Source organism: Microbacterium sp. Leaf288, from assembly GCF_001422925.1.
GTDB lineage: Bacteria > Actinomycetota > Actinomycetes > Actinomycetales > Microbacteriaceae > Microbacterium.
This window is the reverse complement of sequence record NZ_LMNI01000011.1, coordinates 504306-525699: the sequence shown is the minus strand read 5'-3', so window position 1 is coordinate 525699 and position 21394 is coordinate 504306. Positions and strand designations below refer to the sequence as shown.

General features: G+C 72.4%; 21 protein-coding genes. 12 read left to right on the top strand and 9 right to left on the bottom strand.

The window, feature by feature from the left end; all coding sequences use genetic code 11:
• Positions 1 to 7: 7 nt before the first annotated feature.
• Complete coding sequence (gene fdhD / locus ASF40_RS11700; protein WP_056369213.1) at positions 8 to 922, bottom strand: formate dehydrogenase accessory sulfurtransferase FdhD; 915 nt, start codon at positions 920 to 922, stop codon at positions 8 to 10.
• Position 923: 1 nt separating this feature from the next.
• Positions 924 to 2021, bottom strand: coding sequence for a GTP 3',8-cyclase MoaA (gene moaA, locus ASF40_RS11695; protein ID WP_200919483.1), 1098 nt, complete (start codon positions 2019 to 2021; stop codon positions 924 to 926).
• A 228-nt stretch (positions 2022 to 2249) separates the two neighbouring features.
• Between moaA and ASF40_RS11690 the strand changes: the two genes are divergently transcribed.
• The 5 genes from ASF40_RS11690 to ASF40_RS11670 all read left to right on the top strand — a co-directional run bounded on the left by ASF40_RS11690 (position 2250) and on the right by ASF40_RS11670 (position 9216).
• Complete coding sequence (locus ASF40_RS11690; protein ID WP_056369209.1) at positions 2250 to 3695, top strand: cytochrome ubiquinol oxidase subunit I; 1446 nt, start codon at positions 2250 to 2252, stop codon at positions 3693 to 3695.
• A gap of 18 nt (positions 3696 to 3713) precedes the next feature.
• Entirely contained in the window at positions 3714 to 4748 is a 1035-nt protein-coding gene (gene cydB / locus ASF40_RS11685) for a cytochrome d ubiquinol oxidase subunit II (RefSeq protein WP_056369208.1), read from the top strand.
• 117 nt (positions 4749 to 4865) lie between these two features.
• Positions 4866 to 6560 carry a thiol reductant ABC exporter subunit CydD gene (gene cydD / locus ASF40_RS11680; RefSeq protein WP_056369206.1) on the top strand — a complete coding sequence of 565 codons (1695 nt, stop codon included), beginning with the start codon at positions 4866 to 4868 and terminating at the stop codon, positions 6558 to 6560.
• Positions 6557 to 8233, top strand: coding sequence for a thiol reductant ABC exporter subunit CydC (gene cydC / locus ASF40_RS11675; RefSeq protein ID WP_056369204.1), 1677 nt, complete (start codon positions 6557 to 6559; stop codon positions 8231 to 8233). Before cydD ends, cydC begins: the two co-directional genes overlap by 4 nt.
• Before the next feature lie 38 nt (positions 8234 to 8271).
• A complete protein-coding gene (locus ASF40_RS11670) occupies positions 8272 to 9216 on the top strand; it encodes a capsular polysaccharide synthesis protein (protein ID WP_056369202.1) in 945 nt (314 codons plus the stop codon).
• A 10-nt stretch (positions 9217 to 9226) separates the two neighbouring features.
• Here the strand turns inward: ASF40_RS11670 and ASF40_RS11665 are convergent, their stop codons facing one another.
• The 7 genes from ASF40_RS11665 to ASF40_RS11635 all read right to left on the bottom strand — a co-directional run bounded on the left by ASF40_RS11665 (position 9227) and on the right by ASF40_RS11635 (position 16213).
• Positions 9227 to 10777: an SDR family oxidoreductase gene (locus ASF40_RS11665; RefSeq protein ID WP_056369200.1), complete on the bottom strand. Its 1551-nt coding sequence runs from the start codon at positions 10775 to 10777 to the stop codon at positions 9227 to 9229.
• A gap of 66 nt (positions 10778 to 10843) precedes the next feature.
• Positions 10844 to 11455, bottom strand: a complete 612-nt coding sequence (locus tag ASF40_RS11660; protein ID WP_200919482.1) for a GNAT family N-acetyltransferase — start codon at positions 11453 to 11455, stop codon at positions 10844 to 10846.
• A 16-nt stretch (positions 11456 to 11471) separates the two neighbouring features.
• Positions 11472 to 12560, bottom strand: a complete 1089-nt coding sequence (locus ASF40_RS11655; protein WP_056369198.1) for a sulfate/molybdate ABC transporter ATP-binding protein — start codon at positions 12558 to 12560, stop codon at positions 11472 to 11474.
• Positions 12557 to 13390, bottom strand: a complete 834-nt coding sequence (locus tag ASF40_RS11650; protein ID WP_056369195.1) for an ABC transporter permease — start codon at positions 13388 to 13390, stop codon at positions 12557 to 12559. Before ASF40_RS11650 ends, ASF40_RS11655 begins: the two co-directional genes overlap by 4 nt.
• Positions 13387 to 14193: a molybdate ABC transporter substrate-binding protein gene (modA, locus tag ASF40_RS11645; protein WP_056369193.1), complete on the bottom strand. Its 807-nt coding sequence runs from the start codon at positions 14191 to 14193 to the stop codon at positions 13387 to 13389. Before modA ends, ASF40_RS11650 begins: the two co-directional genes overlap by 4 nt.
• Position 14194: 1 nt before the next feature.
• Positions 14195 to 14587: a TOBE domain-containing protein gene (locus tag ASF40_RS11640; RefSeq protein ID WP_056369190.1), complete on the bottom strand. Its 393-nt coding sequence runs from the start codon at positions 14585 to 14587 to the stop codon at positions 14195 to 14197.
• A gap of 108 nt (positions 14588 to 14695) precedes the next feature.
• A complete protein-coding gene (locus ASF40_RS11635) occupies positions 14696 to 16213 on the bottom strand; it encodes a protein adenylyltransferase SelO (RefSeq protein WP_082497020.1) in 1518 nt (505 codons plus the stop codon).
• A 116-nt stretch (positions 16214 to 16329) separates the two neighbouring features.
• On the opposite strand from ASF40_RS11635, the gene ASF40_RS11630 reads away from it, so the two are divergent.
• The 7 genes from ASF40_RS11630 to ASF40_RS11600 all read left to right on the top strand — a co-directional run bounded on the left by ASF40_RS11630 (position 16330) and on the right by ASF40_RS11600 (position 21388).
• On the top strand, positions 16330 to 17307 hold the full coding sequence (locus tag ASF40_RS11630; protein WP_056369188.1) for a phosphotransferase enzyme family protein: 978 nt from the start codon (positions 16330 to 16332) through the stop codon (positions 17305 to 17307).
• A gap of 96 nt (positions 17308 to 17403) precedes the next feature.
• Positions 17404 to 18537 carry a ThiF family adenylyltransferase gene (locus tag ASF40_RS11625; RefSeq protein WP_056369186.1) on the top strand — a complete coding sequence of 378 codons (1134 nt, stop codon included), beginning with the start codon at positions 17404 to 17406 and terminating at the stop codon, positions 18535 to 18537.
• Entirely contained in the window at positions 18534 to 19778 is a 1245-nt protein-coding gene (locus ASF40_RS11620) for a molybdopterin molybdotransferase MoeA (protein ID WP_056369184.1), read from the top strand. Before ASF40_RS11625 ends, ASF40_RS11620 begins: the two co-directional genes overlap by 4 nt.
• Positions 19775 to 20266 carry a cyclic pyranopterin monophosphate synthase MoaC gene (gene moaC, locus ASF40_RS11615; RefSeq protein WP_056369182.1) on the top strand — a complete coding sequence of 164 codons (492 nt, stop codon included), beginning with the start codon at positions 19775 to 19777 and terminating at the stop codon, positions 20264 to 20266. Before ASF40_RS11620 ends, moaC begins: the two co-directional genes overlap by 4 nt.
• Entirely contained in the window at positions 20263 to 20889 is a 627-nt protein-coding gene (gene mobA / locus ASF40_RS11610; RefSeq protein ID WP_056369181.1) for a molybdenum cofactor guanylyltransferase, read from the top strand. Before moaC ends, mobA begins: the two co-directional genes overlap by 4 nt.
• Positions 20886 to 21155 (top strand): DUF6457 domain-containing protein, encoded by a 270-nt coding sequence (locus tag ASF40_RS11605; protein WP_056369179.1) that lies wholly within the window; start codon positions 20886 to 20888, stop codon positions 21153 to 21155. The genes mobA and ASF40_RS11605 overlap by 4 nt, the downstream gene beginning before the upstream one ends.
• Positions 21155 to 21388, top strand: coding sequence for a MoaD/ThiS family protein (locus tag ASF40_RS11600; RefSeq protein WP_056369177.1), 234 nt, complete (start codon positions 21155 to 21157; stop codon positions 21386 to 21388). Before ASF40_RS11605 ends, ASF40_RS11600 begins: the two co-directional genes overlap by 1 nt.
• The last annotated feature ends 6 nt before the right edge of the window (positions 21389 to 21394 follow it).

The window sequence follows — 21394 nt, the reverse complement described above, 5'->3', positions numbered from 1 at the left end:
GGCGCGGTCAGCGCACCGCGGCAGTGACCCGCACCCGGTCGGGCCGCGCGTAGACGTTCATCGACGACCCGCGCACGAACCCGACGAGCGTGAGCCCCGAGGCCGCGGCCAGCTCGACGGCCAGTGACGACGGTGCCGACACGGCGGACAGGATCGGGATGCCGGCCATCACGGCCTTCTGCACGAGCTCGAAGCTCGCCCGACCCGACACCTGCAGCACCGTTGCGCTCAGCGGCAGGCGGTCTTCGAGCAGCGCCCACCCGATCACCTTGTCGACGGCGTTGTGCCGGCCCACGTCCTCGCGCAGCACGAGCAGCTCACCGGACGCGGCGTCGAACAGCGCGGCGGCGTGCAGACCTCCGGTCTTGTCGAACACCGTCTGTCCGGCGCGCAGAGCGTCGGGAAGACCGGCGAGCATGGTCGCGTCGACGGCTGCGGCATCCGTCCCGACGTCGTAGCGCGACTGCTTCTCGATGGCCTCGATGGATGCCGTGCCGCACACGCCGCACGAACTCGTCGTGTAGAAGTTGCGGGCGATGTCGGTGACGAGCGGTGCGAGCTCGGGCGCGAGCGCGACGTCGAGGACGTTGTACGTGTTCTCGCTCGAGGTCGTCGGCTGCGTGGGACCGACGCCGATCGTGAGCAGAGGGGTGGACGGCACAGCCGCGGTGCCCGGCCCGCCGCAGTGGATCGCCGAACGCAGGTCTGCAGCAGCCGAGATCACGCCCTCCGAGACCAGGAATCCGGCGGCGAGGTCGAGGTCGTTTCCGGGCGTGCGCATCGTGACGGTGAGCGGCTCACCGGCGATGCGGATCTCGAGCGGCTCCTCCACGACGAGCGTGTCGGCGCGGCGGCGCACCGCGACGTCTCCGTCGTTCAGCACGATGCGGGTGACGGGGGTGCGCGTGGTGATGCGGCCCATCTCAGCCGCCGATCGCGTTCATGCCCCGCGCAGGCTGCAGGAACGACGGGTCGTTGATCGCATGCCCCGGCAGCTTGCCGTGCACGCAGGAGCGCAGCATCCCATCGACCTCGCCGTCATCACCGCCCGCGCGGAGGAGCGGCAGCAGGTCGTACTCCGTTGTCGAGAACAGGCAGTTGCGCAGCTGCCCGTCCGCGGTCAGCCGCAGTCGGTCGCAGTCGCCGCAGAACGGGGCCGTCACCGACGCGATCACCCCTACCGAATGCGGACCGCCGTCAAGCGTCCACCGCGCCGCGGGCGCCCCACCCCGACCCGGCACCGGCGTCAGTGTCCACCGCGCGGACAGCGCGGCGAGGATCTCGTCCTGCGTCACCATGCGCGACCGATCCCACGTGTGGCCGGCGTCCAACGGCATCTGCTCGATGAACCGCATCTGCGCATCATGCGCGATCGCGAACTCGACGAGGTCGACGAGCTCGTCGTCGTTGACGTCGCGCATCGCCACCGCGTTCAGCTTGAGAGGCCGCAGACCGGATGCTCCGGCCGCCGCGATCCCGTCCAGCACATCGTCCAGCCGGTCCCGGCGGGTCAGGGCGTGGAACCGATCACGGCGCAGCGTGTCGATCGAGATGTTGAGCCGGGTCAGCCCGGCCTCCACCAGTCCCGGCAGCAGCTCGGGCAGCCGGATGCCGTTCGTGGTCATCGCGATCTCGACGGGCCTGCCGTCCGGTCCCGTGATCGCCGACAGCCGGCGGACCACGTCGACGATGTCGGTGCGCAGCAGCGGTTCGCCGCCGGTGAGCCGGAACGTCGTGATGCCGTCGGCCGCGGCCACCCGCGCGATGCGCACGATCTCGTCCAACGTCAGGATGCTCGTCTTCGCGAGCCACTCGTTGCCCTGCTCGGGCATGCAGTACGTGCACCGCAGCGAACAGCGATCCGTCAGCGAGATCCGCAGGTCGCGATGCACACGCCCGTGCGTGTCGACCAGTGGTGCACCGATCGCAGCCACCGGCGCCGTTCCCTCGAACGCGCCGAGGTCCGCGGATGCCGCGGGAAGAGGCATCCGTCGCCCGATCGTCACCGGGATCGCACTCACGCGTCCGGCTCCGATCGCTGTGCCCGGCTCGCCATGTCTCCGAGGGTAGTCGCGCCGCGGACGACGGGCGCCGCTGCAACCTCATTATTCACGGCGGGGACGCTCGCCTCCGTCCCGGATTCCTGGGAATCTGGGACGACCGGGCGCCCCTGGGGATTCGTCGCCCGTGTGGTCTGACCACATGCTACGGTGATCAGACCCAGTCCGGAACGATCGGAGAATCGCATCGTGGATCTGCTGGACCCTCTGCTGCTGGCGCGCTGGCAGTTCGGCCTCACGACGCTGTACCACTTCCTCTTCGTCCCCCTCACGCTCGGCATGGCGCTGACGGTCGCGATCTTCCAGACCGCCTGGTTCCGCACCGGCAACGTGAAGTGGCTGCACCTGACGAGGTTCTTCGGGAAGATCTTCCTGATCAACTTCGCCATGGGCGTCGTCACGGGCATCGTGCAGGAGTTCCAGTTCGGCATGAACTGGTCGTCCTACTCGCGGTTCGTCGGCGACGTGTTCGGCGCCCCGCTCGCCTTCGAAGGACTCATGGCCTTCTTCTTCGAAGCGACCTTCATCGGGCTGTGGATCTTCGGCTGGGACAAGCTGCCCAAGGCCCTGCACCTGGCGAGCATCTGGATCGCGACGATCGGCGCATGGTTCTCGGCGTACTTCATCCTCGCCGCGAACGCCTTCATGCAGAACCCGGTCGGCTTCAAGATGGCCGAGGACGGCTCGCGCGCCGAGATGACGGACTTCTGGGCCGTGCTGACGAACCCGGTGGCGCTCGCTGCATTGCCCCACACCCTCTTCGCGGCGTTCATGATGACCGCGGGCGTGATCGTCTCGATCTCGGCCTGGCACCTGCTGCGCAAGCAGAACGTCGAGATGATGCGCTCGTCGCTCAAGTTCGGCCTCTGGGGCCTGATCGCCGCCTTCGCCGGCGTCGCGATCTCGGGCGACCAGCTCAGCCTCGTGATGGTGGCGACGCAGCCGATGAAGATGGCGGCCGCCGAGGCGATGTTCGACAGCGCCTGCGGGGCGGACGCCTCGTTCTCGATCTTCACGCTCGGCACGCCCGACGGCACGAGCGAGCTCTTCTCGATCCGCGTGCCGTACCTGCTGGCGCTGCTGTCGACGCATTCGATCGACGGCTGCGTCGAGGGCATCAACGACCTCAACAACCTCTACACGACCGAGCTGTTCCCGCAGTTCGCCGACCAGGTCGACGGCAACTTCGCGCCGATCCTCTGGGTCACGTACTGGGCGTTCCGCTGGATGATCGGCCTCGGCGGCGTCGCGGCGCTCGTCGCGGTCGTGGGCCTCTGGCTCACCCGCAAGAAGGCCAAGCGCGAGGTTCCCGCGTGGGCCTGGCGCCTCGCGATCTGGGCCTGGCCGGCCTCACTCCTCGCGATCCTCGTGGGCTGGGTCTTCACCGAGATGGGCCGCCAGCCCTGGATCGTGTTCAGCCTCATGCTCACCGAGGACGGCGTCTCACCCTCGGTGCCCGGATGGACCGTGCTCATCTCGCTGACCGCGTTCACCCTCATCTACGCGGCGCTGGCGGTGGTCGAGTTCGGCCTCATCCTGAAGACCACCAAGAAGGGCCCGGAGCCCCTCCCCGAGCCCGGAGCGCCCGATGCGCGCGACCTGGCGGTCGAAGACACCCCGACGACGGTCTACTAAGGGCTGCAGGAGCACATCATGGATCTCGCCTACCTCTGGTTCTGGATCGTCGGCTTCCTCTTCGTCGGCTACTTCGTGCTCGATGGGTTCGACTTCGGCGTCGGCATGTCGCTGCCGTTCCTCGGCAGGAACGACATCAGCCGCCGCCAGGTCATCAACACGATCGGCCCCGTGTGGGACCTCAACGAGACCTGGGTCATCGTCGCCGGCGCCTGCCTGTTCGCCGCGTTCCCCGAGTGGTACGCGACGCTCTTCAGCGGCTTCTACCTCGCGCTGCTGCTGATCCTGCTCGCGCTCATCCTGCGCGGCGTCTCGTTCGAGTACCGTCACCAGCGCGATTCGCTCCGCTGGAAGAAGGGCTTCGACACGATGATCGTGGTCGGCTCCGCGGTGCCGGCGTTCCTCTGGGGCGTCGCCGTCGCGAACATCGTGCAGGGTGTGCCGCTGGACGTGGACCACGAATTCACCGGTTCGCTGCTGACCCTGCTCAACCCCTACGGGCTCTTGGGCGGCCTCACGACGCTGCTGCTGTTCTTCACGCACGGCGTGTACTTCGTCGCGCTGAAGACCGACGGCCAGGTCGCGGCCGACGCACGCCGGCTCGCCGGACGCGCGGGGCTCCTCACGATCGTCGTCGCCGCGGCGTTCCTGGTGTGGACCGTCGTCATGGCGTTCTCCGAGAGCCGCGACTTCGCGATGGTCACCGCGATCCTGTCGGCGGTGGCGGCGGTGCTCCTCATCGCCTCCTGGATCTCGAACGCCCGCGGGCGCGAGGGCTGGGCCTTCGGGTTCGGCGCCTTCACGATCGTGACCGCGGTGCTCGCGGTGTGGTTCGCGCTGTTCCCGTACGTGATGCCCTCGACCGGCGACCCCGCGGGCTCTCTCACGATCGAGAACGCGTCGAGCACCGACTACACGCTGACGATCATGTCGTGGGCGGCCCTCGTCTTCCTGCCGCTGGTGCTCGCCTACCAGGGCTGGACGTACTGGATCTTCCGCAAGCGCGTCACACGCTCCCGCATCGAGAAGGCGGCTGCGGCGCCCGCGCACTGACGTGCGGGTGACGGATGCCTCGGGCCGAGGCATCCGTCCTCCCGCGTCAGCTCGCCGACCGGCGCCACCGGCGAGCGCGTCGGCGACAGGGCGACGGATGGGTAGGGTCGAAGAGGAATGAGTGAGACGGATGCCCCGCCTCGCGTGAACGGCAAGCCCGTCGACCCGCGGCTGCTGAGGTACGCGAGCGCCTCTCGCGGTTTCTTCGTCGCCATCGCCGCGATCGCGGCGGCGCAGACCGCGGTGATCGTCGCGTTCGCGTGGCTGCTGACGCGTGCCGTCACCGGAGCCATCGACGGGATGCCGTCGGCCGAGCTCGCCGCGACGCTCGGCGCGCTCGCGATCACGGTCGCTCTCCGTGCCGCACTGCTCTGGGCGCGCGAGGCCGTCGCCGCCCGCGCGGCCGCTCGGGTGCAGGGACAGCTGCGCTCAGGGCTCGTCGAGGCGATCGGCGTGCTCGGTCCCGAGTGGCTCAGCGCCCGAAACTCTGCCGCCCTCGCGGTGACCGCGGGACGAGGCCTCGACGCGCTCGAGGCGTACTTCGGCCGCTACCTTCCGCAGCTCGTGCAGACTGTCGTCGCGACACCGCTGATCCTCGCGGTGATGTGGTGGCAGGACTGGATCTCCGGGCTGACCGTCCTGCTCACGCTCCCCCTGATCCCCATCTTCATGGTGCTCATCGGCCTCGCCACGCGCTCGGTGCAGCACCGGCAGTGGCGCACGCTCCAGCGTCTCGCCTCGCGGTTCGCCGACACCGTGCAGGGGCTCTCGACGCTCAAGGTGTTCGGTCGGCAGCACCGGGCCGCGGCATCCATCGAACGGGTCACCGGCGAGTACCGCCGTGAGACGATGCGGGTGCTGAGGGTCTCGTTCCTGTCGGGGTTCGCGCTCGAGTTCCTCGCGTCGATCGCCGTCGCGATCGTCGCCGTGTCGATCGGCTTCCGGCTCATCGACGGAGCACTGACGCTCGCCGTAGGCCTCTTCGTGCTGCTGCTCGCGCCCGAGGCGTACCTGCCCTTGCGCCAGGTCGGCGTGCAGTTCCACGCCGCGTCCGAGGGCGTCGCCGCGACCGACGACGTGTTCGACGTGCTGGATGCGGCCCGGGCCGTTTCTGCGGCGCCCCTCCCCCCGGTCGTTGAGCGAGCGAGGAACGCGCGAGACGAAACGCCTGCACCCGGCGCACACCTCGTACTAGACGGCGTCCGCGTCACGCGCGGAGAGCGGATGCTGCCGCCCGTCGACCTGACGGCCGGGCCGGGCACCGTCACGCTCATCGAGGGACCGAGCGGCGCCGGCAAGTCCAGCCTTTTCGCCGCACTGCGCGGCGCCGCGATGTTCGACGGGGATGCCTCCTGGGACGGCGCTGACGTGCGCGCCCTCGCGCCGTCCGCGTGGCTCGCATGGGCGGGCCAGCGGCCGGGGCTCCTCACCGGGAGCATCGCCGACAACGTCACGCTCGGCGACGCGGCACCCGATCCGGCGGCGATCCGGCGTGCGCTCGACCTCGCGTGCGCCGGCGCGCTCGACCCCGCCCAGGAGCTGGGGGTGCAGGGCGCGGGGCTGTCGGGCGGCCAGGCCCAGCGCGTCGCGGTGGCCCGCGCGTTCTACCGGCACCTGCGCGGGAACGCCCCGGTGATCGCGCTCGACGAACCCAGCTCGGCGCTCGACCCCGAGACGGAGGGCCGGCTGTGGCGAGGCATCCGTCTCCTCGCCGACGAGGGCGCGACGGTCCTGCTGGTCTCGCACCGCACGTCGGCGCGCGCCATCGCCGACCACGTCGTGCGGCTCGAGTCGAGCGAGGTGCTCGCATGATCGCGCGGGCCGCGACGTCAGGGTCGGTGCTGAGGGGCGCGATGCCTCCCGCGCGGCGGTTCTGGTGGGCACTCGCCGCCGGCTTCGCGTCGGAGGCCTCGGCGGTCGCCCTCCTCGCGGTGAGCGCCTGGCTCATCGTGCGCGCGAGCGAGCAGCCGCCGGTGCTGTACCTGTCTGCCGCGGTCGTGGGCGTGCGGTTCTTCGCGATCTCTCGGGCCTCGTTCCGCTACCTCGAGCGACTCACGGGCCACGACGCCGCCCTGCGGCAGCTCGCCTCGACGCGCGCCGACCTCGTCCGCCGACTCGTCCCCCTGGCCCCGGACGGACTGGCCCGCACCCGCCGTGGCTCGGTGCTCGGGGCCCTCGTCGACGACGTCGACGAGCTGCAGAACCTCCCGCTGCGGGTCGTGCAGCCGCTCGTCTCGTCGGCGCTCGTCGCGCTCGGCGCCGTCGTGCTGGTGGCGTTCGTGTGGTGGCCGGCCGCCCTGACCCTGCTCGCGTGCCTCGTGGTCGCCGCCGCGATCGCGACGCTGTGGGGATGGATGTCGGGAGCCCGCGCCGAGCGCGCCATCGCGCCGCTGCGCGCCCGCCTCGCCGACGCGGTGCTCGACCACATCGGCAGCCTCGACGTGCTCACGGCGTTCGGCGCCGAGGCGCAGAGCCGGGATCGCATCGCCCGGGCCGACGCCGACCTGCGGCGCGCCGTCGTCCGCCGCTCGGGAGCGCAGGCCGGCACCGCCGCCCTGGTGTCGCTGCTCGCCGGTGCCGCGTCGATCGCCGCGGTGCTCGTCACCGCGCCGGGTGCGGCGTCGGGTTCGCTGACCGGCCCGTCGCTCGCGGTCGCCGTGCTCGTGCCGATGGCGGTGTTCGAGGTGTTCGCATCCGTGCCGATGGCGGCGTCGGCGTGGCGCCAGGTGCGCGCGTCGGCCGAGCGCATCGCCGACTCGCTGCCGGCGGCCCCGCCCGCCGAGCTCGCTCCCGAGACCGTCGAGCCCACCGGCGACGCCCCGGCGCTCGGCGACGGCATGCGCTTGCAGGCCGCGAGCGTGCGGTGGCCCGCCGCCGCCGAGCCCGCGCTGCACGAGATCGACCTCACCATCCGGCCCGGCGAGCGCGTCCTCGTCATGGGATCGAGCGGCGCCGGCAAGAGCACCCTCGCGCACGCGCTCGTGCGGTTCCTCGAGACCGAGGGCGGCTACGACATCGGCGCCCGCTCGGTGCACGACCTCTCGCCCGACGACGTGCGGCTCACCGTCGGCCTGTGCGAGCAGCATCCGATGCTCTTCGACGAGGACATCCGCCAGAACCTGCTGTTCGCGCGCGACACCGCGACGGACGCCGAGCTCGAGGCCGCGCTCGATCGCGTCGGCCTCGGACCGTGGCTGCGCGAGCGTGGGGGTCTCGGAGCGCGCGTCGGCGAGCGCGGCGCGCTCGTGTCAGGAGGGCAGGCGCAGCGGATCGCGCTGGCGCGGGCGCTCCTGCGAGGCTTCCCCGTGCTGGTGCTCGACGAGCCGACGGCGGGCGTCGACCCGGATGCCTCCGATCGCCTGCTCACCGATCTGCTCGGCGCCGTCCGTGATGACCAGGCCGTGGTGCTGATCTCGCACGTGGCGGTACCCGACGGCCAGGTCGACCGCGTCGTGCGGATCGAGGACGGACGCCTGGTCGCGTGATCCCGGCTTCCGCGGGCGCCGGCGCATAGGCTCGCACCGTGAGCGACGGCATCCCGAACCCGCTGCAGGGGCTCGAGGCGCAGCTGCGGCGCGCGGACAGGTTCCGCGACTCGGTCGACCCCGTCGCCGCGATCGCGGCATACCGCACGTTCACCGACTTCCTGCGCCCGCGCCTGCCCGAGCTGCGCGTGGCGGCGGGGCTCCCCGAACAGCCCGGCACCCGCAGGGACGGCCGCCTCATCGCCCAGAGCGACGGCGAGCGCGTCGATCCGTCCGCGCTCGACCTCTACACGTTCTGGAACACATCCCTCGACACCGCCCCACCGCTGGTGCAGGCGTGCGTCGGCGAGATGACGCGCGTGCACGCCGATCTCCCGACGCCGCTTACGGTGCTGGACGGCCGCTCCGCGCGGGGGCTCGTGGAGATCCCCGATGCGGTCGCCGACGCCCTCGAGAAGGACCACCCCGCGCACTTCTCCGACTTCGTCCGCATCAGCGTGCTGGACCGACTCGGCGGCATCTGGGTGGACGCGACGTGCTGGGCGCCGGCGCCCCTGCCTGACGCGGTGGCTCCTCTTCTCACCGCCGGTGCGCTCTACCCGCGCTGGACGCACCGGCAGATCGGCAACTGGTTCATCGCCGCCGTGCCCGCGACGCCGCTGATCCGGCTGCAGCGGCTCGCGCTCGAGGCGTGGTGGGAGCAGGACGGCGGCATCCCCGACTACTTCCTGTACCACCGCATCTTCGAGGTGCTCCTCGACCTCGTCCCCGAGTTCCACGGGCAGTGGGATGCTGCGCCCACGCTGTCGAGCGCCGCGAGCCACCTTCTGCAGCTCGGGATGATGCAGCCGTGGGATCCCGATCCCCTCCGCTTCGTCGCCGGAGCTTCGATCGTGCAGAAGCTCAGTTACAAGTACGACGACGTGCCGACGGGTTCGGTGCTGGAGAGGCTGGTGTCGGGCGAACCGCTCCTCGTCGGCTGAACCGACGCGGTCATGGCTGGGCGGACTCGGCCGCGGCCTCCGCCGTCGCGGTGATGCGCCGCGCCATCCCGGCGAAGATGAACCCGTGGAACGGCACCACCGCGAGCCAGTAGAGGCGCCCCGCCAGCCCGCGCGGGAAGAACACGGCGCGCTGATCGTAGCGTGAGCCGCCGCGATCGCCGTCGGGCGACGCCTTCAGTTCGAGCCAGGCGAGCCCCGGCACCTTCATCTCGGCGCGCAGGCGCAGCATCCGTCCCGGGTCGAGAGCCTCCACGCGCCAGAAGTCGAGGGCGTCGCCGACGGCGAGCCGCCCCTTGCTGCGTCGTCCGCGCGCGAGTCCGATGCCGCCGACGAGGCGGTCCATCCATCCGCGGATCGCCCACAGCAGGGGCGACGAGTACCAGCCGTTCTCGCCGCCGATCCCCTCGATCACGGCCCACAGCGCAGCGGGCGATGCGGGAGTGTGCGCGGTGCGTACATCGGTGAATGCGACGCGTCCCGCCCAGTCGGGGTCGTTCGGCAGCGGGTCGCTCGGCGCGCCCAGCACCTCGGCGTCCTGCCAGCTGGTCTCGATCGCGTCGGCCTCGACCCGGCCGAGCGCGAGCCGCACCGCCGTCCGGTAGGGCGTGAGTCCGCCTTCGGGTGGCGGGATCAGCGCGTCGACCGCGTGGTCCTTCACGATGCATTCGTTCTGCAGCGACTCGACGAGCGGGCGCGCGATCGAGCGGGGAATCGGCGTCACGAGGTTCACCCAGTGCGACGCCAGCCGTGGCGTCAGCACCGGCAGCGCGGCGATGGGCCGTTGCCGCAGCCCCGCCTCGACCGCGTAGCCGTTCATCATCTGGCCGTACCGCAGCACATCCGGCCCGCCGATGTCGACTGCCCGGTTCACGTCGGCGGGCAGACGCGCAGCGCCCAGCAGGTAGTGCAGCACGTCGCGCACGGCGATCGGCTGGATGCGGTTGCGCACCCACTTCGGCGCCGGCATGTACGGCAGCACCTCGGTCAAGTGGCGCACCATCTCGAACGACGCCGATCCCGACCCGATCACGACGCCCGCCTGCAGCACGATCGTCGGCGCCCCGCTCGAGAGGAACGTCTCGCCGACTTCGACGCGCGACCGCAGGTGCGGCGACAGCGTGACGTCGTCGGGGTGCAGCCCGCCGAGATACACGATCCGGCCCACCGTCCCCTCGGTCGCCGCCTGCGCGACCGTCTGGGCAGCGCGACGATCGGCGTCGGCGAACTTCGTGCCGCCCGACATCGAGTGGACGAGGTAGTACAGCACGTCGACGTCGCGAACCGCTTCACCGACGGATGCCGCGTCGGTGGCGTCTCCGCGGACGATCTCGACGCGGTCGCCCCAGGGGAAGGCCGCGGCGCGGGCAGGGTCGCGCGCCAGCACGCGGACCTCGTACCCGGCGTTCAGCAGCCGCGGCACCAGACGCCCGCCGATGTAGCCGGTGGCCCCGAGCACGAGCGCGCGCGGCGCGGAGCCGTCCGCACGCGGCACAGCGATCAGTTCCGGCTCACGGCCGGTCGGCGCCGAGACATCGTCCACGCCCGCAGACTACGGGAGCCCTCCGGCCTCCCCAATGGCTTGACGGCGGGGTGCCGAGGGCGTAGGTCAGAGACGCGTCGCGAAGACCTGCGTGCCCTCCGGCGACGGCAGCGGGTCGAAGCCGACGCGCGGATAGAACGCGATGGCACCCGTGTTGTCGGACGACGCGACGAGGTGGAGGCCACGCACGCCTGCGTCACGGAGAGCCGCCTCGAGCGTCTCGATGAGGCGGCGGCCGAGCCCCTGCCCCTGGGTCTCGGGCAGCAGATCGATGTGCAGGTGCGCCGGGTACGCGTCGCCGAACGGCTGCGCGCCGCCGCGGCGCGCGTACGCGTAGCGGACGATGCCGTCCTGCCGGGAGACGCCTGCCGGCAGGGGGTCCCCCTGCGGCTTCGGCCACCGCTCGGCGAACCGCGGCCACCACTCGGTCTGGAACCAATCCTCGAAGGCTGCGGAGTCCGGCGCGCCGACGACGTAGCCCACGACGCGCTCGTCGTCCGTCTCGACGACGAACGCGAACTCGGGGTGACGCGCCGCGTACGGGAGCACGAAGATCTCGGCCCAGAGATCGTCGTCGTCGAGCAGGCCGGTGGCGTCGGCGCCGGCGTCCGCGGTCTTGAGGCAGATCTCGGCGAGGGCGGGCTCGTCACCCGGCCGGAAGGGACGGATTCGCATCACCGGCCGAGTCTACGGCTCAGGCCTCGACCACGAATCGCACGTCGGCCGGGTCCACCCGCAGAGTGATCGGATCCCCGGGCGCGAGCCCCGCCGCGCGGTCGGCGGTGACGTCCACCGCGACGTCGGGATCGGCGGTGCGCACCCGCACGCCCGCGGGCGTCTGCTCGAGCCGCACGATGTGCGCGGTCCACTCCGCCGCACCGCTCGGCGCCCCGTCGACGACCCGCACGTCGCTCGGCCGGAAGACGGCCGCGAGCGAAGGATGCTGCGCCCCCGCGGGTAGCGGCAGCACGAGGTTCCCCGCACGCCAGTCCGCAGCATCCACCGTTCCGACCACCCGGTTCAGCCCCGCCACCGCCGCGGCGAACCGCGTCGCCGGCGACGCGAGCACCTCGCGGACGGGACCGGACTGCGTGACGCGGCCGTCCTCGAGCACGACGAGGCGGCTTGCAAGCGCCACCGCGTCGACCGCGTCGTGGGTCGCGACGACCGCCGTGGTACCGGTCGCGGCGAGCTGCTGATGCAGGAGGGCGCGCACGTCGCCCGCGGTCTCGGTGTCGAGCGACGTCAGCGGCTCGTCGAGGAGGATCGCGGCCGGCGCCGTCGCGAGTGCACGCGCGAGCGCGACGCGCTGCTGCTGGCCCCCCGACAGCTGCGCGGGACGGCGCCCACCGAGATCCTCGAGGCCGACGCGCCGGAGCCAGTCGACGGCTCCGTCCGCGGCGGCGGCTTTGGTCGCGCCGTGCACGCGCAGCCCGAACGCGACGTTGTCGCGCGCGCTGAGGTGCGGGAACAGGCGCGGATCCTGCCCGAGCAGCACCACGCCGCGCGAGGCGGGCGGTGTGCGGCGTGCGGGAGACTCGTCGAGCGTGCGACCGCCGAGACGCACGTGACCTTCGTCGAACCCCGTCAGCCCCGCGAGCACCCCGAGCAGCGTCGACTTGCCGGCGCCGCTCGGACCCATGAGGGCGACCACGGATCCGCCCGGCACCTGCACAACGGCCTCGAGCGCGAAGCCGCCGCGACGCACGACCACGCGGGCGTCGAGGCCCGCTGCGGCGCCGGGCGCGGCATCCCTCCCTCGCTCCGATACGACCGCGCTCATCGCGGCGCCTCTGCTCGCCAAGCGCGCACGAGGAGCAGCACGCCGACGGCGGTCACGAGCAGCAGCAGCGACAGCGCGACGGCCGTGCCCTGCGAGACGCCCGCGCCGTTGAAGGCGGTGTAGATCGCGAGCGGCATGGTCTGCGTCACGCCGGGGGCGTTCCCCGCGAACAGCGCGGTCGCCCCGAACTCGCCGATCGCACGCGCGAAGCACAGCACGATGCCGGCGACCAGCCCCGGGGCGGCGAGCGGGAGCGTCACGCGGGCGAGGATCGTCCAGCGCCCCGCCCCGATGCCTGCCGCCGCCTGCTCGAAGCCGACCCCCGTCGACCGCAATGCTCCTTCGAGTGCGAGCACGAGGAAGGGCAGCGCGACGAAGGTCTGAGCCATCACGACGGCGGTCGTCGTGAACGGGATGCGGATGCCCCACTCCGCGAGGATCCCGCCGAGCCAGCTCGTCCGGCCGAACAGGAACAGCATCGCCACACCGCCGACCATGGGCGGCAGCACCAGCGGCACCGTCACCAGGGCCCGCAGTACGGCTGCCGTGCGCACCGTGCTCCGGGCGATGAGGAGCGCGAGCGGCACCCCCAGCACGACGCACACCACCGTGGCCGCCGCGCCGGTCGCGAGCGAGAGTCCCAGGGCCGACAGCGCCTCGGGCGAGGTGACGTCGCTCCACAGCGTCCCCCACTCGACCCGCAGCACGAGCGCGCCCAGCGGCAGGATCAGCAGTGCGAGCCCGATCACCGCGGGTACGGCGAGCACACGCGGCACGAACCCCGCGCGCTCCTCGCGTGCGGGCGCGTGCGCCGCTTCGGTGGTGGTCACGGGGCCCCGAATCCGAGGGCCCCGAGCACCTCCTGGCCCTTGTCTCCCCGCACGAACGCGACGAAGGCGTCGGCGACCTCGGGGTCCGCCGCGGCGGAGAGAGCCACGATCGGGTAGCGGTTCACGATGTCGTCGGCGCCGTCGACCTCGATCGCGTCGACATCAGCGGTGGTCGCCGCATCCGTCACGTAGACAAGACCCGCATCCGCCTCACCGGCGGCGACCTTGGTGAGCACCGCCGTCACGTTCTGCTCGTAGCTGTCGACGCTCGCCGCGACGCCCGCGTTCGAGAGCAGCGTCGCGGCCGCCGCCCCGCACGGCACCTCCGCGGCGCACAGCACGATGGTGAGCTCGGCGTTCGCGAGGTCGTCGAGGCTCTCCACGCCGCCCGGGTTGCCGGCAGGCACCACCAGTACGAGCGTGTTGGTCGCGAACAGCTGCGGGCCGGACGCCAGCTTCTCGTCGACGACCTTCTGCATGTTCTTCTCGTCGGCCGACGCGAACACGTCGACCGGAGCACCCTCGATGATCTGGGTCGCGAGCGTCGACGAGCCGTCGTACGTGATCGGCTGGACGTCGACGGACGGATGCTGCGCCTCGAACTGGGTCGCCAGCTCATCGAACGCGGCCTTCAGCGATGCCGCCGCGTACACCGTGAGATCTCCGGCGAGCTCGGGCTCGGCCGAGGTCGTCGGTGCGGACGTCGCCGCCGGACCCTGATCGGCGCCGGTCGCGCAGCCCGTGAGCACCAGCGCGAGCCAGGCGAGGACGACGGCGGTGCGCCGAAGCGCGGAGCGCGGCATGTCAGCCTTTCGGGATTTCGACGATGACGTTCGTGGCCTTGACCACGGCGACGGCGAGGGAGCCGGGCTCGAGCTCCAGCTCGCGCACCGCCTCGGACGACATGAGCGAGACCACGCGATGCGGTCCGGACTGGATGTCGACCTGCGCCATGACGCCGTCGATCTGCACACGCGTGACGAGTCCGACGAACCGGTTGCGGGCACTGGAGAGCACGTCGGCCGGGTCCTTCGGCGTCGCGGCCAGCCCCACCGCGTGCGCCGCGAGGGCGTCGCCGGGGATCTCGATCGGCGATGCCCCGGTCGTCGGCAGCGTCGCCGCGTCGACCCACCGCCTGACGGTGTCGTCGCTCACGCCGAGAAGGCGCGCCGCTTCGGCGATCTTGTAGCTGCTCACGCTCTCACGCTAGCACCGCAGATGCGGATACAGCCCTTCAGTATCTCCGCACATGCGGCTCCGGCGCGGGCCGGCCGCCGAACAGTCTCGGCGGGGTCGAGCCGGAGGTCACGTGCCGCAGAAGGTGCGGTGCCGCGGTGTGCCGTCGGGTGCGGGCCGCGCGAAGCGGCGGTAGGCGCTCCCGGATCGCTCGGTGTACGGGTCGCGCAGCAGGTCGAGCAACCGCTGGAAGGGCGTGAGATCCCCGTCCGTCGCTGCCTCCAGCGCCTCCTCGACGATGTGGTTGCGGGCGATGTACAGCGGGTTCGTCGCCCGGATGAGGGCGGCATCCGGCGCCAGCGCCGACCATTGGGCGAGCCACGCGTCCAGCGCGGGCACCCGACCGAGGAAGCGATCGCGCAGCGGCTGCTGATCCTGCTCGGCAGCCGCCGCGAGATCGCGCCAGAACCCGGTGAAGTCGACCTCGTGGTCGGCGAGCAGGTCCAGCGCCGCCTGCGCGAGCTCGGCGGCGAGGTGCGCGTCGATCCGATCGTCGAAGCCGAGCTTCCGCCGGAACGCCGCGGCCCAGTGCGACCGATAGCGCGCGTCGAACGTGTCGACCATCTCCGCGCCGACGAGATTCCCGGCCACGGGATCGTCGGCAAGCAGCGGCGCCAGGGCGTCGCCGAGCCGCTCGAGGTTCCATCGCATGATCGAGGGCTGCCTGTCGTAGGCGTAGCGGCCGAACTCGTCGATGGAGCTGAAGTACGCACCGGGGTCGTACGCGTCGAGGAAGGCGCAGGGTCCGTAGTCGATGGTCTCCGCGGACACCAGCACGTTGTCGGTGCTGAGCACGCCGTGCACGAAGCCGGTGCGCATCCAGTCCGCCGTGAGGGCGGCGACCGCGTCCACGATCCCGTCGAGCAGCGCTCGATACGGATGATCGGCGTCGGCCGCCGCCGGGTGGTGGCGTGCGATGACGTGATCCGCGAGCCGGCGCAACAGCTCGGAGTCGCCCTGCGCGTGCACGTATTCGAACGAGCCGAACCGCACGTGGCTGGCCGCGGTGCGTGCGAGCACGGCGCCGGGCAGCACGCGAGCGTCGTGGTCGCGAGGCGCACCGGTGGCGATCACGGCGAGCGCCCGCGTGGTGGGAACGCGCAGCGCGTGCATCGCCTCGGTCATGAGGAACTCGCGAAGCATCGGCCCGACGACGGCGAACCCGTCGACCCGCGACATCGACGTGGGGCCGATCCCCTTCACGTGCACATCGCGCAGTCGTCCCGCGCGGTCACGCCGCTCACCGAGGAGCGCCGCGCGACCGTCGCCGAGGATCGGCTTGAAGACGCCCCACTGATGTCCCGCGTACACCTGAGCCACGGGGACGGATCCCGACCCGAGCGACTCACCGGTCAGGAAGCGCACCCCTTCGGGCGTTCGCAGGTCGTCGGGATCGAGGCCGAGTTCGCCGGCGACATCGTCGTTCAGGACGAGCACCCGCGGCTGCGGGGTGCGGACGGGAGCGACCGGGCGGGAGAGTTCCGGGAGGGCCTCGGCCCAGACTCGTTCCAGCACCGGCGGCTCTCGCTGGTCGACCCGCGTGACCGCCCGGCCCGTCCGCGACACGACACCCACCACGTCACCCATGAACGCAGGCTAGGCCGCGCTCCCGTCCCCCGCGACGGAACATGACGTCGCGCGGCCCCGCGCGTCGCCCCATGACGTGCTTGCCGGCGAAACCGTCGCGGAGCACAGTAGGTGCCATGCTCTCCCGCCGTCAGCAGATCGCCGCGATGCGGCAGGTCGCGCTGGCGGCGCTTCGCGAGTACCCGCTGCCCGAAGGGCGGCTGACCTTCGTCACGCATGGCGAGAACACGACGTTCCGGCACGACAGCACGGCAGGCCGCCACCTCGTCCGGGTGCATCGACCCCAGCGCCACGGCGATGGCGTTGATTCGGCGAGTGCCATCGCCTCCGAGATCGCGTGGCTGCGCAGCATCCGTGACGAAACAGACCTGGAGGTGCCGGAGGTGCTGCCGGCGGACGACGGGGCGGTCACCGTCACCGCCACCGCGGCGGGCAAGACGCGGGTCTGCTCGGTGCTGCGCTGGATGGACGGCCGCATCCACGAGGACTCCGCGCGCCCTGTGCACCTGCGGCGGCTGGGTGCGGCGATGGCGGCGCTGCACGACCAGGCCGACGGGTGGGAGCCACCGAGCGATTTCGTGCGGATCGTGTGGGACCACGACACGTTCTTCGGCGACGGCATGATCTACGGCGGCATCCCCGCGGCGGAGTGCTGGCGGCTGCTGCCGACGCCCGTCCGCGTACGGTTCGAGGCCGTCGCCGAGCGCATGGCAGACGTCTTCGCGGCCGGCGACGGCGTCGGCCTCATCCACGCCGACCTCCACCTCGGCAACGCGCTCTTCGAAGGCGGGCGCGTCAAGCTGATCGACTTCGACGACTGCGGCACCGGCCCGCGGCTGTACGAGCTGGCGGTCGCGCTCTGGGAGTACCGCCTCGAGGACGACTACCCCGCCTACGTCGACGCGCTGCGCACGGGGTACGAGACGCGCCGCTCGGTCGACCTCTCGCGCGTCGACGACTACATCGCCGTCCGTCAGGTCGGCTTCGGGCTCTGGTACACCGGCACAGCGCAGGTCAACCCGGCGTTCGCGGCGAGACTCGGCATCGTCGACGACTGGTCGCTCGAGATGCTCGACGCCTGCGAACACCGCTGAGCTGCGCCCCGCCGGCGGGCCGGCCGACCGGCGAAGGACAGATCGGAGCTGCCGGACGACCGGCCTTCGGGCGACGGGCGCGGCTAGCCTGAGGACATGGCATTTCCCCCGCTCGTCGAGCCGGTCGCCGAGCTGACCGACGCCGAACGCACGCGCACCGCCCGTCACCGTGTGCTGGCCGGCTTCGGCGAGATCGCCCAGCGCCGGCTCGCCGCGGCGCACGTCGCGGTCGTCGGGGCCGGCGGTCTCGGCTCCCCCGTCGTGCTCGCCCTCGCGGCCGCGGGGGTCGGCACCATCACCGTCATCGACGACGACCTGGTCGAGGCATCCAATCTCCAGCGCCAGGTCATGCATCGGGTGAGCGATGTGGGGGCACCGAAGGTCGACTCCGCGGTGCGCATCGCCGCAGACCTCTCACCCACTACCGTGGTGCGTCCGGTGCGGGCGCTGCTCACGCCCGGCAACGCCGCGCAGCTCCTGTCGGACGCGCACATCGTGGTCGACGGCACCGACACGTTCGAGACTCGCGAGGCTGTCGCCGCAGCCTGCGAGCAGCTGGGCGTGCCGCTCGTGTGGGGTGTCGTGCAGGAGTTCCACGCGCAGGTCACCGTCTTCTGGTCGGCCCCGCCCGAGGGTGAGCGACCGGTCGGACTCGCGGATCTGTACCCGCCGGACGCCGGGCGCGAAGCCCCGTCGTGCGCGCAGGTCGGCGTGCTCGGCTCCCTGTGCCTGCAGGTGGGGTCGATCCTCGCGACCGAGACCGTGAAGCTCATCACCGGGGTCGGCGAGCCGCTCCTGGGCCGGGTGCTCGTGATCGACGCACTCCGCGGGCGCACCGACGAGGTGCCGCTGCGACCGGCGTCGAATGGCACTGCGGCTGCACCCACGGCACCGGCATCGAGCCACGGCGATGCGGCACCGCGCCCCGCCATCCCGCAGCTCTCCCCTGCGGAGGCGCTGGCCGCCCAACGCGCCGGCACCGTGCTGCTCGACGTGCGCGAGCCCTTCGAGACCGAGCGGGGCGTCATCCCGGGCTCGATGCTGCTGCCCCTCGGCGACGTGCTCGCCGACCCGTCGCGGGTCGGCGCGCCGGCCGTTGTCGTCGTCTGCCAGGTGGGCATGCGCGCGCAGCGCGCAGCGGCGGCTCTGCGTGACGCCGGGGTCGAGGCATCCGTCCTCGCCGGAGGCATCGACGCGTACAGCCGTGACATCAGCGCGGTGGGCGCGTGAGCGGGCTCCGCGCCGTCGAGGAGCAGCTCGCCGACGTGCTGGCCGCCGCCCGGCCGCTGCCCGCCGAGCGCATCCTTCTCGCGGACGCCCACGGCCGCACGCTCAGCGAGCCGGTGCGGGCGGCCGTCGACATCCCCGTGTTCGACAACTCCGCCATGGACGGCTTCGCCGTGCGCTTCGCGGATGTCATGGATGCCGCCCCCGACGCCCCGGTCAGCCTCCAGGTCGTCGCCGACCTGCCTGCCGGGACCGCCGCCGATCCCCCGCTCGCATCCGGTGAGGCCGCCCGCATCATGACGGGATCGCCCGTCCCGTCCGACGCCGATGCCATCGTGCCCTTCGAGGATACGGTCGGCGGACTCGCCGACTCACTGGGGTCGATCTCGGTGCTGCGCGCGCCGCGCGCGGTCGGCGCGCACGTGCGCCGTGCAGGAGAAGACGCGCGTACCGGCGACGAGGTGCTCCCCGCGGGCGTCGTGCTCGGCGCGCTGCAGGTCGCGGCAGTCGCGGCGTGCGGCGTCGCGGAGGTGGCCGTCTCGCGGCGACCTCGTGTGGCGGTCATCTCGACCGGCAGCGAGCTGGTCGAGCCCGGGGCGCCGCTGCGCCGCGGGCAGATCCCCGAGTCGAACAGCGTGCTGCTCGCCGCCCTCGCCACCGACGCGGGCGCCGAGGTCGTGCGGCGCGCCAGCGTTCCCGACGAGCCGGGCGACCTCGACGCGGTGCTGTCGGAGGTGACCGATCCGCGGTCAGCGCACCCTGCCGACGTCGTCGTCTTCTCGGGCGGTGTGAGCGCGGGCGCCTACGAGGTCGTGAAGACGACGCTCGCGCGCACGATGACGTTCTCGAAAGTCGCGATGCAGCCCGGCAAGCCCCAGGGCTTCGGCCGCCTGCCCTCGGGCGCGCTGCTGTTCGGTCTGCCCGGAAACCCGGTCAGCGCCGCCGTGTCGTTCGAGGTCTTCGTGCGGCCCGCCCTGCTGCTCATGCAGGGTCGGCTCGTGCGGGACCACCGCGTTCTCACGCTGCCCGCGGCCACCGAGTGGCGCACGCCGCCCGGGCGGCGGCAGTACCTTCCCGTCATCATCGACCGCACCGACCCCAGCGCGTGGCGCGTGATCCCCGCGACCTCCGGCGGATCCCACCTCGCCGGCGGACTCGGCCGCGCCGAGGCGTACGCCGTCGTGCCGGCGGAGGTGGACGCCGTCGCGGCGGGCGACCTCGTCGATGTCATGCTGATCTCATGAGCACCGAGCAGCCGACGTTCACGCACCTCGACGAGGCGGGACACGCCCGCATGGTGGACGTGACCCTCAAGCAGCCGACGGTGCGCTCCGCCACCGCGCGCGGGTTCGTCCGGTGCGCTCCCGACGTCGTCGCCGCGCTGCGTGACGGTTCGGTGCCGAAGGGCGACGTGCTCGCCGTCGCCCGCATCTCGGGGATCCAGGCCGCCAAGCGCACCCCCGAGCTCCTGCCCCTCGCGCACGTCATCGGCGTGCACGGCGCCACGGTCGACCTCGCGATCGTCGACGACGGGGTGAGCATCGAGGCGACGGTACGCACCGCCGACCGCACCGGCGTCGAGATGGAGGCGCTCACCGCGGTCTCGGTCGCCGCGCTGGCGGTCGTCGACATGGTGAAGGGCCTCGACAAGGGCACCTCGATCGAGAACGTGCGCATCGTGACGAAGACCGGCGGCAAGAGCGGCGACTGGCACCGCCCGGGCGAGGCATGACCCCGACTCTCGGCGGCCTTGGCGCGATCCTGCTGGCCGGCGGCCGCGCGTCTCGCGTCGACGGTGCGGCGAAGCCGCTGTTCGATGTGGGCGGACGCACCCTGTTGGCGGCAGCGGTGGCAGCAGCGGCGGATGCGGCAGCCCGGCCGCTCACGGTGGTGGCACCTGTCCTCGATGAGACGCTGCCCGTCACCTGGGTGCGCGAGGACCCGCCGTTCACCGGACCGGCGGCGGCCGTGGTCGCGGCACTCGCCTCCTGGCGGGAGGAGGACGACCCGACGTGGACGCTCCTGCTCGCATGCGACCTCCCCGGCGTCGGCGCCGCGGTGCGGCGGCTGGTTGACGACATCCTGCTCCTCCCCGCCGACAGCGACGGCCTCTGCCTGGCCGACGCGTCGAGCCGGCCGCAGTGGCTGATCGGCGCCTATCGCACGAGCGCGCTGCGGGCCGCGGCATCCGTTCTTCCCGATGCCGGTCGTGACGCCCCCGTCCGCGCGCTGCTCGACGATCTCGCGATCACGGTCGTCGCAGCGCCCGACGACCTGACCCGCGACGTCGACACGTGGGAGGATCTGGAGGAGGCCCGCAGGAGGGCCGAGCACGCATCGGAGGAGCCGTCATGAGCGAGCAGTCCCGCACCCTTCCGCCCGAGGCCCTCGACGCGTGGGCCGACGCGCTGCGCGAGCGGTTCGACCTCGCGCCGGAAGAGCTTCCCGTGGCGCTGATCCTCGATCTGGCACGCGACGTCGCGCTCGGGGTCGCACGCCCGGCAGCCCCGTTCAGCGCGTTCGCCGCCGGACTCGTCGCCGGTCGCGCGGGCGGCTCGCCCGAAGACACGGCGGCCGCGGTCGCCGCGATCACCGCGATGGCGAACGAGTGGGAGGTCTAGTGGCCGTCGTCCGCTACTTCGCCGCCGCCCAGGAGGCGACCGGCCTCGACACCGAGCGCCGCTCCGAGGCCACGCTGGGCGCGCTGCGCGACGCGGTTTCGGCGGCCCACCCGGGCCTCGGCGGGATCCTCCCCCGCTGCGCCGTGCTCGTCGGCGGTTCGCGCGTCGACGACGACAGCCCTCTCAGCGCCGACGAGCTCGTCGACGTGCTGCCGCCCTTCGCCGGCGGCTGACGAGCC

What these genes read in the sequence shown, in the direction of transcription:
- ASF40_RS11630 (WP_056369188.1), top strand. Translation starts at nt 16,330, where the DNA reads ATGCTCTCCCGCCGTCAGCAGATCGCCGCGATGCGGCAGGTCGCGCTG.
- moaC (WP_056369182.1), top strand. Translation starts at nt 19,775, where the DNA reads ATGAGCACCGAGCAGCCGACGTTCACGCACCTCGACGAGGCGGGACAC.
- ASF40_RS11625 (WP_056369186.1), top strand. Translation starts at nt 17,404, where the DNA reads ATGGCATTTCCCCCGCTCGTCGAGCCGGTCGCCGAGCTGACCGACGCC.
- cydC (WP_056369204.1), top strand. Translation starts at nt 6,557, where the DNA reads ATGATCGCGCGGGCCGCGACGTCAGGGTCGGTGCTGAGGGGCGCGATG.
- cydD (WP_056369206.1), top strand. Translation starts at nt 4,866, where the DNA reads ATGAGTGAGACGGATGCCCCGCCTCGCGTGAACGGCAAGCCCGTCGAC.
- mobA (WP_056369181.1), top strand. Translation starts at nt 20,263, where the DNA reads ATGACCCCGACTCTCGGCGGCCTTGGCGCGATCCTGCTGGCCGGCGGC.
- modA (WP_056369193.1), bottom strand. Translation starts at nt 14,193, where the DNA reads ATGCCGCGCTCCGCGCTTCGGCGCACCGCCGTCGTCCTCGCCTGGCTC.
- ASF40_RS11635 (WP_082497020.1), bottom strand. Translation starts at nt 16,213, where the DNA reads ATGGGTGACGTGGTGGGTGTCGTGTCGCGGACGGGCCGGGCGGTCACG.
- fdhD (WP_056369213.1), bottom strand. Translation starts at nt 922, where the DNA reads ATGGGCCGCATCACCACGCGCACCCCCGTCACCCGCATCGTGCTGAAC.
- ASF40_RS11605 (WP_056369179.1), top strand. Translation starts at nt 20,886, where the DNA reads ATGAGCGAGCAGTCCCGCACCCTTCCGCCCGAGGCCCTCGACGCGTGG.
- cydB (WP_056369208.1), top strand. Translation starts at nt 3,714, where the DNA reads ATGGATCTCGCCTACCTCTGGTTCTGGATCGTCGGCTTCCTCTTCGTC.
- ASF40_RS11655 (WP_056369198.1), bottom strand. Translation starts at nt 12,560, where the DNA reads ATGAGCGCGGTCGTATCGGAGCGAGGGAGGGATGCCGCGCCCGGCGCC.